The organism is Pseudomonas sp. Irchel s3h17 (assembly GCF_900187505.1).
Taxonomy (GTDB): Bacteria; Pseudomonadota; Gammaproteobacteria; order Pseudomonadales; family Pseudomonadaceae; genus Aquipseudomonas.
The window spans coordinates 182,612-197,193 of the sequence record NZ_FYDL01000007.1 but is presented as its reverse complement, the minus strand read 5'-3'; the positions used below and the strand labels follow the sequence as shown (position 1 = coordinate 197,193).

Annotated in this window: 13 protein-coding genes; 11 read left to right on the top strand and 2 right to left on the bottom strand. The window is 64.8% G+C overall.

Going from position 1 to position 14,582, the window contains the following annotated elements:
* Nucleotides 1–133: 133 nt before the first annotated feature.
* Both CKW25_RS12255 and CKW25_RS12250 read right to left on the bottom strand, forming a co-directional pair.
* Entirely contained in the window at nucleotides 134–1,483 is a 1,350-nt protein-coding gene (locus CKW25_RS12255; RefSeq protein ID WP_095079488.1) for a DUF1329 domain-containing protein, read from the bottom strand.
* A gap of 68 nt (nucleotides 1,484–1,551) precedes the next feature.
* Nucleotides 1,552–3,195, bottom strand: a complete 1,644-nt coding sequence (locus CKW25_RS12250; protein WP_095079486.1) for a DUF1302 domain-containing protein — start codon at nucleotides 3,193–3,195, stop codon at nucleotides 1,552–1,554.
* A gap of 340 nt (nucleotides 3,196–3,535) precedes the next feature.
* Between CKW25_RS12250 and CKW25_RS12245 the strand changes: the two genes are divergently transcribed.
* The 11 genes from CKW25_RS12245 (at nucleotide 3,536) to CKW25_RS12195 (ending at nucleotide 14,581) form a co-directional block, all read left to right on the top strand.
* Entirely contained in the window at nucleotides 3,536–5,281 is a 1,746-nt protein-coding gene (locus tag CKW25_RS12245; protein WP_095079485.1) for an FAD-dependent oxidoreductase, read from the top strand.
* Nucleotides 5,282–5,399: 118 nt separating this feature from the next.
* Nucleotides 5,400–6,428, top strand: a complete 1,029-nt coding sequence (locus CKW25_RS12240) for an acyl-CoA dehydrogenase (RefSeq protein ID WP_172736494.1) — start codon at nucleotides 5,400–5,402, stop codon at nucleotides 6,426–6,428.
* The gene (locus CKW25_RS12235; RefSeq protein WP_095079482.1) at nucleotides 6,429–7,559 is read left to right on the top strand and encodes an acyl-CoA dehydrogenase family protein; all 1,131 of its coding nucleotides are present in this window, start codon (nucleotides 6,429–6,431) and stop codon (nucleotides 7,557–7,559) included. It abuts the gene before it with no gap.
* A gap of 17 nt (nucleotides 7,560–7,576) precedes the next feature.
* Nucleotides 7,577–8,335, top strand: coding sequence for an SDR family NAD(P)-dependent oxidoreductase (locus CKW25_RS12230; protein ID WP_095079480.1), 759 nt, complete (start codon nucleotides 7,577–7,579; stop codon nucleotides 8,333–8,335).
* Between the two features lie 33 nt (nucleotides 8,336–8,368).
* Nucleotides 8,369–10,486, top strand: a complete 2,118-nt coding sequence (locus tag CKW25_RS12225) for an acetate--CoA ligase family protein (protein WP_095079478.1) — start codon at nucleotides 8,369–8,371, stop codon at nucleotides 10,484–10,486.
* Nucleotides 10,487–10,499: 13 nt separating this feature from the next.
* Nucleotides 10,500–10,979: a MaoC family dehydratase N-terminal domain-containing protein gene (locus CKW25_RS12220; RefSeq protein ID WP_095079476.1), complete on the top strand. Its 480-nt coding sequence runs from the start codon at nucleotides 10,500–10,502 to the stop codon at nucleotides 10,977–10,979.
* Nucleotides 10,976–11,443, top strand: coding sequence for a MaoC/PaaZ C-terminal domain-containing protein (locus CKW25_RS12215; RefSeq protein WP_095079473.1), 468 nt, complete (start codon nucleotides 10,976–10,978; stop codon nucleotides 11,441–11,443). The genes CKW25_RS12220 and CKW25_RS12215 overlap by 4 nt, the downstream gene beginning before the upstream one ends.
* The gene (locus CKW25_RS12210; RefSeq protein WP_095079470.1) at nucleotides 11,436–11,816 is read left to right on the top strand and encodes a Zn-ribbon domain-containing OB-fold protein; all 381 of its coding nucleotides are present in this window, start codon (nucleotides 11,436–11,438) and stop codon (nucleotides 11,814–11,816) included. Before CKW25_RS12215 ends, CKW25_RS12210 begins: the two co-directional genes overlap by 8 nt.
* Nucleotides 11,813–12,985: an acetyl-CoA acetyltransferase gene (locus tag CKW25_RS12205; RefSeq protein WP_095079468.1), complete on the top strand. Its 1,173-nt coding sequence runs from the start codon at nucleotides 11,813–11,815 to the stop codon at nucleotides 12,983–12,985. Before CKW25_RS12210 ends, CKW25_RS12205 begins: the two co-directional genes overlap by 4 nt.
* A complete protein-coding gene (locus tag CKW25_RS12200; protein ID WP_095079466.1) occupies nucleotides 12,982–13,749 on the top strand; it encodes an enoyl-CoA hydratase/isomerase family protein in 768 nt (255 codons plus the stop codon). The genes CKW25_RS12205 and CKW25_RS12200 overlap by 4 nt, the downstream gene beginning before the upstream one ends.
* Before the next feature lie 22 nt (nucleotides 13,750–13,771).
* Nucleotides 13,772–14,581, top strand: a complete 810-nt coding sequence (locus CKW25_RS12195; protein ID WP_095079464.1) for an enoyl-CoA hydratase/isomerase family protein — start codon at nucleotides 13,772–13,774, stop codon at nucleotides 14,579–14,581.
* Nucleotide 14,582: the final 1 nt, after the last annotated feature.

The following is a 14,582-nucleotide window of genomic DNA, read 5'->3' as shown; positions in this document are numbered from 1 at the left end:
CGTCCAGGCGCAGGCCCGCGGCACGGGCAGATACGATGAGCTCGGCCAGGCGGCGCACATGAAAAAGCGACACCGGCCGGTGTCGCTGAGGAGGTGACTGGGTGTGGCACCGGATGTCGATGCCACCGCGCATTCAACGAATGCCGCTGCCCGCCATGGAATCCGGTGTCATCTTGCTGTTGGGCCAACGCGGAATACGAATGTAACCAGAACCACCCGCCAGATGCATGGAGCTGCCGTACTGCCCCTTGCCCAGGTCGTAGATGATCATGGGTGTGTTAGGCACGGACTTGGTATTCCAGTCGTAGGTCAGGAGGCCCTGGGCTGAACGCATCATCTTCCCAGCCTGGTCGTAGCCCTCGTAGAGAACGATCGACCAGCTGTCCTCATCCACGTAGAACACCTTCTTGCTCTGTGCATGGCGCATTCCCGGCTTCAGCGTCGCCTCTACTACCCAGACACGATGGGGTTCCCAGCGAACCAGATCAGGGTTGGCAAACTGCTTGCCATAGGCCTGCTCGGGCGAGCTATGCATGATGAACTTGTAGTTGTTGTACGGAACCAACATCTCTTTCTTGCCAACCAGCTTGAAGTCGAAGCGGTCCAGTTGCCCCTCCCACATCCCGAGCTCGTCGAAAAAGTACGCCCCGCCGGCCATGGCCATCGGGATGTCGTAGCCGAAGTCCGGAGTCAGGCGCACACGACGCTGCCCTTGGTTGTAGATCCAGTTCTTGTTGCGCCCATCCTTCTTGAAGTTCGTCACCATATAGTTGAGCGACTTTTCACCCACGCTGCGCGGCGGACCGATGTAGGTGCTCAGACGGCGTTGGAAGTACTGGGCCGGTTCATCCGGGCGCTCGTGATAAGGCGACTCCGTATAGTTCTCCAACTCATGGGTCATGATGCGATTGCCCGACGAGTCGATCAGATAACCCGAGAACGTGGAGCGATATGCCGGTCCGTAGTAGCGCAGATTGTGATTCCAGATCACCTCGGCGCCGCTCTTGGGAATCGGGAACGGATAGCCCCCCATGGCGCCGTTCAGATCGGAGCCGTCGGTCGTGTTCTGCACGCGGGTGGCGTTTTTGACGGTGTCTTCCTTCAGCCAATCGGGGAAGTCGACGACCCGATGACTCTTATAGACCTCGACCTTGAAGTCCGGCCAGCGGGAGAGCAGAACTTTGGTGCCCTCGCTGAGCTTGTCCGCATACTGCGCCATGTTGGCCGCACTGATGCTGTACTGCAGTTTTTCGCTGGGAAAGGGGTCGGGGTAGATCCCGCCCTCCTGGGGCATGTTCGGCCCCTTCCAGTTCGGCGCCCAGGCCGGAATGCTGCCATCGGTACTTCCCGCCCGCTCGGCGCCGATACTGGTCAGTTTGTCACCGCCGAGCTGCGCGGCTTCTTCGGTGGGAACAGTGGCCAGAGCGGACATCGACAGCGGCAGGGACAACGCAAGTGACAAGGCGACTTGACTGATTTTCATCTTTTTCTCCTCTTTGGGCGCGCCCACAAGCACGCGCAACCCCTCCGCCCCGTCGGGGCGCAAGGACCTTACAAACTGGTTTGGAAAGTCAGGGTGATACGACCGCGGTCCGTACTGCCCATCGCACCGAGGCGCTCTTCGGCATCTCCGGCATCCGAGTAGAGGAGGCCAACCTTGTACCGCATGTTGATGTCGGCAGTGACGCCGGTCGACCAGGCATACGCGCGCTCCGCAGACCCTGTCGGGACCGGTGAATTGCCGTGCAGGCCGTAGCCGGCCAAGATCAGGCTGCCGGTCAGGTCGACGCCAGGCAGTACCTGCAACCAGGTTGGCAGCAGGATCAACGAGAAGCTGCTGGCGTCGCGACTGCCGCAGCCAGGGCCGTCCAGGTCGGACGCACACTCGTTGTAGACAGATTGATTGTGCGTCACCTTGTCCAGATAGGTGTAGGAGAGCTCCGCAACCACGACCCCGGTGTCGTACAACGGCAACACTGGCATCGACGCCTGGGTATTGAGCAGGGCATGCCAGGTATTGCCGGTCGCACCGTCGAGGCTGCCATTTGGCAGCGGCCCCCCAGTGCTATCCAGCGCAGTGCCACGGCGATAGGAAACCTCTGCCCCCCAACTGATGTCCTGCCAACTGAAGTTGGTGAAGGCGCCGAAAAGGTCGACACCACGGTTGTACACCTGATGGAAGCGCAGGCCAGTGATTTCGCTCGGGTCAACCGCGAAATTGACCGGCCACGGCTGCATCTCGTCCAGATGGCGATACACCAGGCCGACGGTGCCGCCGTACCACTCCGGACTCAGGCTCAACTGCATGCCTAAATTGCCCTTCTGCTTGTCATCAGGTTCGATGATGTTGCCCTGGTTGATGTAGATATTGCCGAAGCCAGGCGCGGAAGCCACAAAAATCCGGCCATCGTCGCCATACAAAAAGTCTGGTCCGCCCAGGAAGGTACCGCCCTCGCTCTGCCGGTTCGGCTTCCAATCCAGGTGGTAGTAGCCGGACAGGGAAACCGTGTCACTCAGTTGGCTCTGGAACGACAGCTGCGGTAGCGGCAAAGCCAGCTCCTTCGGCGAAGCTCCGGGGATCTCCGCCCCCTTCTGGAAGTTGGCCGGCTGCTGGCTCCAGGAAATCGCATCACTGCCATTCACCTGGGACACCCCCCAAATCAGCGCGTACTGGCCTGCCTTCACCGACACCGGGATGCTGCCCAGATTGAAGGTACCGAACACGAATGCGTCGAGAATCTCGCCAGACGGGCCGTTGTAGTATCGCTGCGCCTGCCGCGAAAGCTTGCCGTCGGCGTAAGCGGAGATCCCTTGCAGGTCGGGATTGCCCTTCAGGTCATGATCGTCGTAAGCGTTGTCGTACCAACCCGTGGCACTGACGCGAACGCCATAATCGTCCTTGTAGATGACGTCCATCTCGGTCAGCACATCGAGGCGCCGCTTCCACATCTCGCCGCTGTGGGTGGAGTAATCAGACTGTTGGTTGATGGGATCGTCGCCGAGATGCGAGTCGATCGACTCCGCGCGCCACCCAAGCCCAAGACGCAAGTCCGTGGTCCAGTTGATCTGCAGGTCGGGATTGCCGGTATCGATGGATATGGCATGGGCCAAGGGGCTGGCCACTGCACCGAGCAACAGCATCGGCGCCAATAGCCTGCGACCGCCATGGGTCGCAGCCTTCTCTGTCTTGTGCATGTTGTGCTCCGCAAGTCCAAGTCTGGTTTTGTTTTTTGTTCAACTTGTCCTGATGACAGCCCTGGCCGGTTCCCCGGGCCGCGACTTCGGAGCCAGTTTCAACACAACGACCCAGTGCCAACATCAACCGTTTGCAGTAGCCAATAAAATAAATTCCCCCCTCATGTCTGCATCGTGCTCAACGAATGAGCTCATCTACTGCATACGGTTGATGATTACGTATAGGCATCGCGGTCAACCTATGTGCATCGAAGGAGCGCAACCAAAAACCGGCGGCGGCCTTCGCTCCCCAGAACAAGAAAGCGCCCCCGCTGGCGCGTGACAACGGAGATCGCATGCCATGAATGCATTCGTCGAGGACAAGCACTGCGCGGTCCTGGTGGTCGGTTCCGGGGCGGGCGCCCTGCTCGCCGCCAACCGTGCCCATGACCTCGGACTGAAGGTCATCGTCATTGAGAAGAGTGATCGCTACGGCGGTACCTCCGCGTTGTCCGGCGGCGGCATCTGGATCCCCAACAACTCAGGAATCCAGGGGCTGGACAACTACGAACAGGCGCTGACCTACTTCAGGGCCTGCACCAAAGGCCGGGTCCCGGAAGGGAAGCTTCGTGCCTATCTCGACTCGGCACCGGAAATGGTCGAGTACATGCGCCAGCGGATTGGGGTGAAGTACAACGCCGTCACCGGCTACGCCGATTACTGCCAGCACCTGCCGGGCGCCTCGGACAACGGCCGTACCATGTTCGTCGAGCCGGTGGATGCCGGAGTGCTGGGAGATGACTTCTTCGCCCTGCGTGAAGCCGATATGGGCGCCAAACTGTTCGGTCGCGTCGCTCTGGACTACTACGACGGCCAATTGCTGGGCGCCCGCGCCACGGGCTGGAAGCGCAAGATCTTCTCGCTGATCTGGAACTACTGGTCGGACATCGGCTGGCGCCTGAAGACCCGCCGTGATCGGCGCGTCACCATGGGCAGCGCCCTCATCGCCGGTCTGCGCATCGGCCTGCAGGAACGCGGGGTTGAGCTGCTGCTCAATACCCGCCTGGAGCATTTCATTGTCGAGAATGGCGTCGTCCAGGGAGCGGTCGTCAGCCAGAACTGCAACGAGTACCGCATCCTGGCCAGCCAGGCGGTGATCGTCGCATCCGGCGGTTTCGAACAGAGCCAGCCGCTGCGCACCGCCCACCTGCCGGGCCAGACACTGGTGGAGTGGAGCGTGACGCCCATGCACAACAACACCGGCGATGCGCTGATTGCCGGCCAGAGCATCGGCGCGGACACTGAGTTCCTCCACGAAGCCTGGTGGGCGCCGACCGTACGCATCCCGGCGGCGGACACGCCGAACGTGAACATGCGCAGCGCGCTTTTCATCGAACGCAGCTATGCCCACAGCCTCTGCGTCAATCGCCAGGGCAGGCGCTTCGCCAACGAGGCCATGTCCTATAACGACTTCGGCCACGCGATGATCAAGGACGGCGCCAGCACCGGCGCAAACACACCCTGCTGGTTCATCTTCGACGCCAACTATCGCAAGAAGAACATCCTCGGCCGGATCATGCCCGGCTCGATCATGCCGGACGCAAGCCTGCCTCCCGAGTGGTGGGACAGTGTGCTCTACCGCGCCGGTTCCATTGGCGAACTGGCCCTCAAGATCGCAATCGATCCCGCCACCCTGGAAGATACCGTGTCGGTCTTCAACGATTACACCAAGACCGGCGTCGACCTCGATTTCAATCGCGGTCACCACAGCTTCGACCGCTTCTACTGCGACCCCCGGCACCAGCCGAATCCGAGCTTGGGCGCGCTCGACCGGGCGCCCTACTACGCCATTCGCGTCGACCTCGGCGACCTCGGCACCAAGGGCGGCCTGAAAGTCGATCGCGACGCCAACGTACTGGACGTCGAGGGTCACCCGATCCCCGGCCTCTACGCCATCGGCAACGCCTCGGGCGCGGTGACGGCGGACTCCTACCCCGGCGCGGGCGGCACACTCGGCCCCGCGCTCACATTCGGCTACCGCGCGGCCAACCACATTGCCCGCTCAACGCAGTTCGCAGCCGCCACGCCGTCTGAGGCTCGCGTCTAGTACTGCGTTTGCGGCATGACACCCAGGCCAGGGCTCATGAAAAATGAGTGCGGCATGGGCAACAAGTGCCAGATACCTCGCAGTCGACCCATCCACGACTCAAAGAAGGAGCCCACCCGTGCTCGCGCTATTCAACGACGAACAGCAGATGTTTGAAAACTCAGCCAAACGCCTGGCGCAGTCCATTGGCATCGCCAACCCGCATGATCTCCAGACCCGCGACTTCCAACGGGACTGGCAGAGGCTCACCGAGGTGGGCCTGCTCGGCCTGCGCCTGCGTGACAACGGCACGCCCCTCGCCTCCGGCGTGGAAGTCATGATCGCCGCCCAGGCCTTGGGCGAAACCCTGGTTCCCCAACCCTTCGCCTCTGCCGTCCTGGCCAGCGAGCTGCTCGCCCAGGCAGACGCCCCGTACGAACTGATTGAAGCACTCGCCGCCGGTGAAACCCGCTATGCGCTGCTGCTGGACCGCACTCTGGAGCGCCTGGCCGCCCCCGACGAAGTCGGCTGCATCGCCTGGGATTGCGAAGGCGCCGACTATGCCCTGGGCCTGGCCGATGGCCGCCTGGTGCGTATCAGTCTGCAACAGGGTTTTGCTGCGGGCCACGACCCAGCCGACCTGACCCGTGCCGTATTGCACCTTCGCACGGTGCATGGCACAGCAGAGGTGCTCGGCCAATCGATAGACGCCGACGCCCTCAAACGCTGGTACGCCCTGGCCCTGACCACCGTGGCGGCGGACATCGTCGGCGCACTCAACGGCGCCCATGCCGGTGCAGTGGCCTACACCAAGGAGCGCGTGCAGTACGGGGCACTGATCGGCAGCTTCCAGGCCATCCAGCACCTGTGCGCGGAAATGCTCGTCCAGGCCCAGGCCGCCCACAGCATTACCTGCTACGCCGCCTGGGCGGTGGACCAGCTGGACGCCGACGAGGCACTGCTGGCCGCACGCACCGCCAAGGCCTACGCCTCTTCCGTGGCACTGCCGGTGACCGAAGCGGTGATGCAGGTCTACGGCGGCATCGGCCAGACCTGGGAGCACATTGCCCACGTCTACACCCGCCGCGCCCTGCTCGACGCCCGACTGTTCGGCGACGAGTCCCATCAATTGCAGCACATCGCCGACGCCCGACTGGGAGCACGCTGAATGGACTACCGAGATAGCCCCGAAGAAGCCAAATTCCGCCTCGAACTGCGCGAGTGGTTCAAGCACAACACTCCCGCCAACTGGCGCGAAGTCAACGACCCGCAAGGCCTGCGCGCGCTCAGCAAGAGCTGGCACAAGGCACTCTACGCCAGCGGCTACATCGGCCTGAACTGGCCGAAGGAGTACGGTGGCCAGGGGCTGTCCCCAACTTTCGACGCCATTCTCAATGACGAAGCGGGCCGTGCCGACTCCCCTCGCCTGCCGGCGATGGTGAACTACCTTGGGCGGGCGATCTTCACCTACGGGACCGAGGAGCAGAAGCAACACTTTCTGCCCACCCTGCTCAGTGGCGAGGTGCAGTGGTGCCAGGGTTTCAGCGAGCCCGGTGCCGGCTCCGACCTGGCCTCGCTACGTACCCGCGCCGAGCAGGACGACGACCACTACGTGGTCAACGGCCAGAAAATGTGGACCAGCGGCGCACTGCAGGCCGACTGGTGCCTGCTGCTGGCACGCACCGACAGCAACGCGGCCAAGCACAAGGGCATCTCCTGCCTGCTGACCCCGCTCGATGCGCCCGGCATCACCGTCAAGCCGATCGTACTGCACAGCGGCGAACCGGAAACCGCCGAGGTGTTCTTCGATGATGTGCGCATTCCCGCGAGCCAGCGCATCGGCGCGCCGGGCGACGGCTGGCGCATCGCGATGACGACGGTGTCCTACGAACGTGGCGCGTCGGACACCGGCTCCATTTCAGCGCTGCGTCGCCAACTGCGCGAGATCGAACAGATCGCCGCCGAGCGCGGCCTGCTCGCCGATACCAGCACCCGCCATAAGCTGGCGCGCGCCCATGTGGACATCGAAGCGCTGAGCCTGAACGTGGCGCAGCAACTGTCGCTGCGCCTGGCCGGACGCGACCCGGGGCCGGAAGGCTCTGTGGGCAAGCTGCTCTGGTCCAAGGCTGCCCAGTACACCCTGCATGTCGCGCTCGACGTACTCGGCGCCGACGCCCTGACCGGCAATGCCCCCCGCTGGCTGGCCGAGTACTTCACCTCGCGCCCGGTCAGCGTCTACGGCGGGTCCTCGCAAATCCAGAAGAACATCCTCGCCCGCATGCTCGACATGCCGCGCTGACCACAAGGAGCCCCATCATGCGTTTGAACAATCGCGTCGCCGTAATCACCGGCGCCTCACAAGGAATCGGTCGCGCCGTGGCCCGCTGCTATGCGGCGGAGGGTGCCAGCGTGGCCATAATCGACATCAACGTCAGTGGCGGTGAAGAAACCGCCGCGCTGATCCATGCCGAGGGCGGCAAAGCCCTGTTCGTGCGCTGCGACATTGCCAACCAGGTCGACGTCAACGCCGCCGCCGCCATCATCAAGGCCGAGCTCGGCCCCATCGATATCCTGGTGAACAACGCGGGCATCACCCGTCCGGCCATGCTGCACAAGATGACCGGCGCCGAGTGGCACCAGGTGATCGATGTGCACATGCACGGTTCCTTCTACTGGCTGCAGGCGGTGGTCCCGGACATGATCGAACGCCAGTGGGGGCGCATCGTCTTCGTCAGTTCCTCCACTGCGCAGAACGGCTCCATCGGCCAGATCAACTACGCCGCGGCCAAGTCCGCGATGCTCGGCATGGTGCGCACCGCCGCCCGCGAGCTGGGCAAGTACAACATCCTGGTCAACGCCATCGCTCCGGCGGCGGCCACCGAGATGACCAAGACCATCATGAACGACCCGAAATTCGCCGATGCCCACGCGGCAGCGCTCAAGCAGCACCCGCTGCGGCGCTCGGCGGAGCCCGAGGAGATAGCCCCGGCCTTCCTCTATCTCGTCAGCGAAGAGTCCTCCTATGTCACCGGCCAGGTTCTGTCGGTGGATGGCGGCTCGATGATGGTGCGTTAAGCGCGCAAACCGCCACGGCACAGGACAACGACAATGACTCGTATCGACACCGCAGCTCCCGATCTCGATCGCCTGCTGGCACCTCGCTCCATCGCCATGGTTGGCGCCTCCAACAACCTCTACAGCATCGGCGGCCTGCTGTTCGCCAACCTCAAGCGCTCCTTCGGCGGCGCGCTCTACCCGATCCATCCCAAGGACGACAGCGTCCAGGGCAGCCCTGCCTACGCCAGCCTGCACGATGTACCGGGAACCGTGGACCTGGTGGTCATCGCGGTGGCCTGCCAGGCCGTCGAAGGCATCATGGAACAGGCCGTGGCCAAGGGCGTGGGTGGCGTCGTGCTGCTCTCTTCCGGCTTCGCCGAGGCCGGTGCCGAAGGGACCGCCCTGCAACAGCGCATCGCAGAGCTGGCCAAGGCTGGCGACGTGCGGGTGATTGGTCCGAACTGCATCGGCTACCTGAACATCGCCGGGGGCGTCATGGCCAACTTCGCCCTGACCCCGGACGAACCTTTGCCGCCGGGCGGCGGTGTGGCGCTGGTTTCCCAGAGCGGTGGCTTTGGCTCCTACCTGACCACCAAGGGACTGCTCACCGGCCTGCGCCTTGGCTGGTTCGTCAGTACCGGCAACGAGCTGGACGTGAACGTCGCGGCCGTTTTGCGCTACCTCGTGGAGCGACCGGAGGTTCGTGTGCTGCTGGCGTTCAGTGAGACCCTGCGTGACCCGGAGGTGTTCATAGAAGCGGCCCGGCGCGCCCAGGCGCTCGACAAGCCACTGGTGGTCCTCAAGGCGGGGCGCTCCGAAGCCGCGGCCAAGGCCGCCATGAGCCACACCGCGTCGGTGGTCGGTGCCGTCGATGTATTCGATGCGGTCTGCCGTCAGTACGGCGTGATCGTGGCTCACAGCCTGGAGGAGATGCTCGATCTGGGCATGATCTTCCAGGACGGTCGCCGGGCGTCCGGCAAACGCCTGGCGATCATCACCGCCTCCGGCGGTACCGGCGTGTTGCTGGCCGACGAAGCCAGTCTCAACGGCCTGGATATCCCGACCTTCCCCGAAGCGGAACAGGCACAGATGCTCAGTGTGCTGCACACGCCCTTCTTCGGCAGCGTGGCCAACCCCATCGACACCACCGCAGCGGTGAAGCAGGAGTCACTTTTCGCACTGCAGAACCTGGTCGCCCAAAGCCCTTCGGTCGACATGCTCACCACGGTCACCTGGGCTCGCGCCATCGAGGCAGCCAGGGAACTGGCCGCGCTCTACCAGCGCACCGACAAACCCATGGCTGTGCTGTCCACCGACCTTGTGGAACCCTTGAAGCAGGCTGGCGTGCCGACCTACACCGATCCGCAGAGGATCGCCCGCTCGCTCGCCGCCCTGCAGCGTTTCTCCTCGCGACAGTCCCTCGCGGCGGATCACGCCCGGGAACCCGATGCCGAACGTGCCCGGCGCGCGCGGCAACACCTGCGGTTGCCCCAGGGGGAGCAGGTGCTGATGGAGGCCCAGGGTAAGCGCCTGTTCGCCGAGTACGGCATTCCCATCACCCGTGAAGAGTGGGTACACAGCGAGGAGGACGCCATCGCGGCGGCGACGCGCATCGGCGGCAAGGTGGTGCTCAAGGTCATGTCCTATCAGCTGCCGCACAAGTCCGACGTGGGCGCCATCCGCCTGGGTCTGCAGGGGCCGGACGCGGTGCGTGAAGCCTATAGAGACATGCTCGACGAAGTGCGGCGCCGGGCACCCCATGCCGTCCTCGACGGCGTGCTGGTGCAGGAGATGGTACCCGCACGCGTGGAACTGACCTGCGGCTTGCAGCGCGACCCGGTGTTCGGCCCCATGGTGGCGGTGGGCCTGGGTGGCGTGCTGATCGAACAGTTGGCGGAAACCACGCTGTTGCGCCCGCCGTTCGGGCTCGACACCGCCCGCGTCGCGCTCGGAAAACTGCTCCAGGGGCGCCTGGTCCAGGGGCGGCGAGGCCTCAGCGCCGAGGAACAGACGCAGATCGCCGCCATCATGATTGGCGTCGGCAACCTGGCCCTGGAGCTCGAGGAGGTCAACGAAATCGACATCAACCCGATCCGGGTCGACGACGGCAAGGTCTTCGCCGCCGACGCACTGGTGGTGCTGGCCGGGTCATCCGGGCCGGCGCACTGAAGGAGTGAACGCGATGGCAGATCAATCCCTGGTCGGTTACCAGTTCCCCTCGTTCCGCTTCAAGGTCGAGGAAGGCAAGATCGCCGAGTTCGCCAAGGCGATCCTCTGTACCGATGCCTGTTACTTCGACCCCGAGGCGGCGCGCCGGCAGGGCTTCTCCGCCCCGCCGGCACCGCCGACCTTCAGCACCGTCTCCATGCACTGGCAACCCCCGCAGGAAGGCAACCCGCTCAACCTCGACCTCAAGCGCGTACTGGCCGGCGGCAATGAATGGGAATACCTGCGACCGGTGCTGGCCGGCGAGGAATTCACCGTCCGCTCGCATATCGCCGACGTGACCTGCAAGCGGGGCGCCAAGGGCGAGATGACCCTGATCGTGCGCGAGATGGGATTCTACGACGAACACGATCGACTGGCGCTGATCGCCCGCAGCACCATCATCGAACTGCCCCCACCGCCGCCCATGGACGAGCACGAGGTACTGCCCACATGAACAGCACAAACCACGACGCTTCGCCTCGTTTCCAGATCGGAGACACCGCCCCCGTGCGCCGTGTCGGGCCGATCACCCGAACCGACATCGTTCGCTACGCCGGCGCCAGTGGCGACCTCAATCCCATCCACCACGACGAGACCTTTGCCCACCGTGCCGGCTACCGCAGCGTATTCGGCCATGGCCTGCTGACGGCGGGCATCCTCTCGGCCTACGCGACTTCCTGGCTGGGCCTGGCGGCGCTGCGCAGGTACTCGGTGCGCTACGTCTCCCAGGTCTGGCCAGGCGACACCCTGATCCTCAGCGGCCGGGTTACCGCCATCGACCCCGAAGGCCCTGACTGCATGCAGGTGAACTGTGAACTGCTGGTGCAGCGCGAAGCAGCCAACGGTCAGCGCCAGGACGTCCTGACGGCAATCGCCGTCGCCACCTACGACACCCCCGGAGGAAGCCAGCATGAATGATGTCCGTGAACCGGCGCCGTACCAGCGCTATCTCGAAGGCCTGGCACGGGGTGCCCTGGCTTATCAGCACTGCCACGACTGCGATCAGGCGGTCTTCTACCTGCGCCCCTGCTGCCCTCATTGCGGCTCGGTGGAACTGGACCTGCGCGACAGCCAAGGGCTGGGCACGCTCTATTCGTCCAGCGTGATCTACGACAAGGAACACCACTACAACCTTGTGCTGGTGGACCTGGACGAAGGCTTTCGCATGATGAGCACTGTACCGGGTTGCGATGCACCGCCTATCGGCGCCCGGGTCCGGGCGCGGGTGGAACGCCTCGAAGGCGAGGAGCCGCGCGTGGTGTTCGACCTCAACGAAGGAGAACGCCCATGACTCGCCATGATCTGCGCGGCGCTGCCGCTATCGTCGGGGTCGCCGAATCGGACCTCGGTGACGTCGGGCCACAGCGCTACCCCATCGAACTGGCCGCCCAGGCGGCGGTTCACGCGCTGAATGACGCGGGCCTGCGCACCCGGGACGTCGATGGCCTGTTCGGCTGTGTCGCCGGCCGTTTCATGTCGAACCTGGACCTGGGTGAATACCTGGGTATCCGCCCCCGTTACAGCGATAGCGGCAATATCGGCGGCAGCTCGTTCCTGTCCTACCTGTTCCACGCGGCGGCGGCCCTCAAGGCCGGGCTCTGCGACACGGCGTTGATCGTCTATGGCAGTACCCCGCGCGCGGATGCCCAACGTCGGCAGCCGCTGACCGGGCCACTGGAGATGCCGAGCTACGAAGCCCCCTACAAGCCACGCCACCCGGTGTCCGGCTACGCCCTGGCCACCGCCCGGCACATGCATCAGTACGGCACCACCCGCGAGCAGTTGGCCGCGGTGGCCGTCGCCGCGCGCGCCTGGGCGCAACTCAACCCCGTCGCCTTCTGCCATGACAAAGGGCCGCTCGGTATTACCGACGTGCTGGGCAGCAAAATGGTCTGCAGCCCACTCAGCATCCGCGATTGCTGTCTGGTCACCGATGGCGGCGGCGCCCTGGTGGTTACCCGTGCCGATCGCGCACGTGACCTGCCAAGGCCGCCGGTCTACCTGCTCGGCGCGGGCGAAGCGCACTCGCACCGCAGCATTTCCCAGATGCCTGATCTGACCACCACCTGTGCAGTCGAGTCCTGCGCCAGAGCCTACGCCATGGCCGGGGTCAGACCGGCGGACATCGGCGTGCTACAGCTCTACGACGCCTTCACTATCAACACCATCATGTTCCTGGAGGACTTGGGCTTCTGCGCCAAGGGCGAAGGCGGTGCCTTCGTCGCCGATGGCCGCATCGCCCCCGGAGGCGTACTGCCGGTCAACACCAACGGCGGCGGCCTGTCCTACTGCCATCCGGGCATGTACGGCATCTTCGCCCTCATCGAAGCCACGCGGCAACTGCGCGGTGAGGCCGGAGCACGGCAGCAGGCCGGCGTGGAGCTGGCGCTGGCCCACGGCAACGGCGGTCAGTTCTCCAGCCAGGTCACCGCCATCCTCGGCACGGGAGCAGCGCTATGAGCGCCGTCCTGCGCGAACGCCAGGGCGCGGTGCTGCTGGTGACACTCAACCGCCCTGAGGCGCTGAACGCATTCAATGCCGAGCTGCACCGCGAGCTCTCCGATGCCTGGCACGAGGCCAGTGATTCGCAGGTTCGCGCGGTGGTGCTGACCGGTTCCGGACGCGGCTTCTGCGCGGGTGCCGACCTCAACGCGCCACCCGCCTCCGGGGCACTGGGTCATAGCACGCTGCGCCATGCACTCAATGCGAACACCCTGGCAATGGCCGCGCTGGACAAGCCTGTCATCGCAGCCGTCAACGGCGCCGCAGCGGGTGCCGGACTCTCGCTGGCTTGCGCCGCCGATATCCGGATCGCGTCCAGCGGCGCCAAGTTCGTACCGGCGTTCGTCGACATAGGGCTGGTCCCGGATGCCGGTGGCAGCTGGTTCATCACCCGGTTGCTGGGTTACGCCCGGGCCTTTTCCTGGCTGGCCAGCAATCGCCGGCTGGGCGCCGAAGAGGCCCGCGAGTGGGGCCTGGTGAGCGAGGTGCTGCCCCCGGAACGGCTGCTTGGACACGCGCTGGAGATGGCCGAGCAACTGGCCACCAAGCCCGGACTCGCGGTAGGGCTGACCAAGCGCCTCCTGGCCCAGGCCGCACGCAACAGCCTGGCCGAGCAACTGGAGGCCGAAGTCACGCTGCAGAGCCTTGCAGTCCTTGATCCCGATCGTGCGCTAGCCCGCGTGGCGATGCTGGAAAAACTCGGGCGCCGCTCAATCCCATAGACAACAAGAACGGAGTTTCCCCATGACCGATTACGGACGTTTTCACAGTATCCTCGCCGAGCGCCGGGACCATGTCCTGGTGCTGACCCTCAATCGGCCCGAACGCCTCAATGCCGTAGGAGCCGACATGCATGAAGGCCTCGAAGCCATTCTTGCCGACCTGCGCCACGACACCAGCGTCCGGGCCGTGGTGCTGCAGGGTGCAGGACGGGCCTTCTGTGTCGGTGGCGACATCAAGGCGTTTGCCGAGACGCCGGCCATCGAGCAGACCCCATGCGAAGCCATGGCCCTGGTCACCCGCGGCGCCGGGAACCTGATCGAGCGCTTCCTCGATGTGCCACAGCCGATTATCGCCGCGGTGCAGGGTTACGCCATGGGGCTGGGGGCGACACTGGCCTTGCTCTGCGATGTGGTGCTTATCGCCGACGACGCCCAGATCGCCGACACCCATGTGCCCATTGGCCTGGTCGCCGGCGATGGTGGCGCGCTGGCCTGGCCCCTGAGCATGCCCCTCGGCGCCGCCAAGTACTACCTGATGACCGGCGAGCGACTCAGTGGCAGCGAAGCGGCCCGGCTGGGCCTGGCCTTGCGGGCCATGCCGGCCACGGAGCTGCATGATCAGGCGCTGCAGATGGCGGAGCGCATGGCCGCCCTCCCTCCTCTCGCGCTGCAGGGCACCAAGCGCGCGCTGAACCAGATCCTGCGCCAGCGCAGCCAGTTGGTGACCGACCTGGGGCTGCAACTGGAAGCGGCGACCTTCCTCAGCGCAGATCACAAGGAAGCCTCCAGCGCCTTCGCGCAAAAGCGCCAGCCGGTCTTTCATGGGCGCTGAG

What these genes read in the sequence shown, in the direction of transcription:
- CKW25_RS12220 (WP_095079476.1), top strand. Translation starts at nt 10,500, where the DNA reads ATGGCAGATCAATCCCTGGTCGGTTACCAGTTCCCCTCGTTCCGCTTC.
- CKW25_RS12205 (WP_095079468.1), top strand. Translation starts at nt 11,813, where the DNA reads ATGACTCGCCATGATCTGCGCGGCGCTGCCGCTATCGTCGGGGTCGCC.
- CKW25_RS12245 (WP_095079485.1), top strand. Translation starts at nt 3,536, where the DNA reads ATGAATGCATTCGTCGAGGACAAGCACTGCGCGGTCCTGGTGGTCGGT.
- CKW25_RS12215 (WP_095079473.1), top strand. Translation starts at nt 10,976, where the DNA reads ATGAACAGCACAAACCACGACGCTTCGCCTCGTTTCCAGATCGGAGAC.
- CKW25_RS12230 (WP_095079480.1), top strand. Translation starts at nt 7,577, where the DNA reads ATGCGTTTGAACAATCGCGTCGCCGTAATCACCGGCGCCTCACAAGGA.
- CKW25_RS12235 (WP_095079482.1), top strand. Translation starts at nt 6,429, where the DNA reads ATGGACTACCGAGATAGCCCCGAAGAAGCCAAATTCCGCCTCGAACTG.
- CKW25_RS12225 (WP_095079478.1), top strand. Translation starts at nt 8,369, where the DNA reads ATGACTCGTATCGACACCGCAGCTCCCGATCTCGATCGCCTGCTGGCA.
- CKW25_RS12255 (WP_095079488.1), bottom strand. Translation starts at nt 1,483, where the DNA reads ATGAAAATCAGTCAAGTCGCCTTGTCACTTGCGTTGTCCCTGCCGCTG.
- CKW25_RS12200 (WP_095079466.1), top strand. Translation starts at nt 12,982, where the DNA reads ATGAGCGCCGTCCTGCGCGAACGCCAGGGCGCGGTGCTGCTGGTGACA.
- CKW25_RS12210 (WP_095079470.1), top strand. Translation starts at nt 11,436, where the DNA reads ATGAATGATGTCCGTGAACCGGCGCCGTACCAGCGCTATCTCGAAGGC.
- CKW25_RS12250 (WP_095079486.1), bottom strand. Translation starts at nt 3,195, where the DNA reads ATGCACAAGACAGAGAAGGCTGCGACCCATGGCGGTCGCAGGCTATTG.
- CKW25_RS12195 (WP_095079464.1), top strand. Translation starts at nt 13,772, where the DNA reads ATGACCGATTACGGACGTTTTCACAGTATCCTCGCCGAGCGCCGGGAC.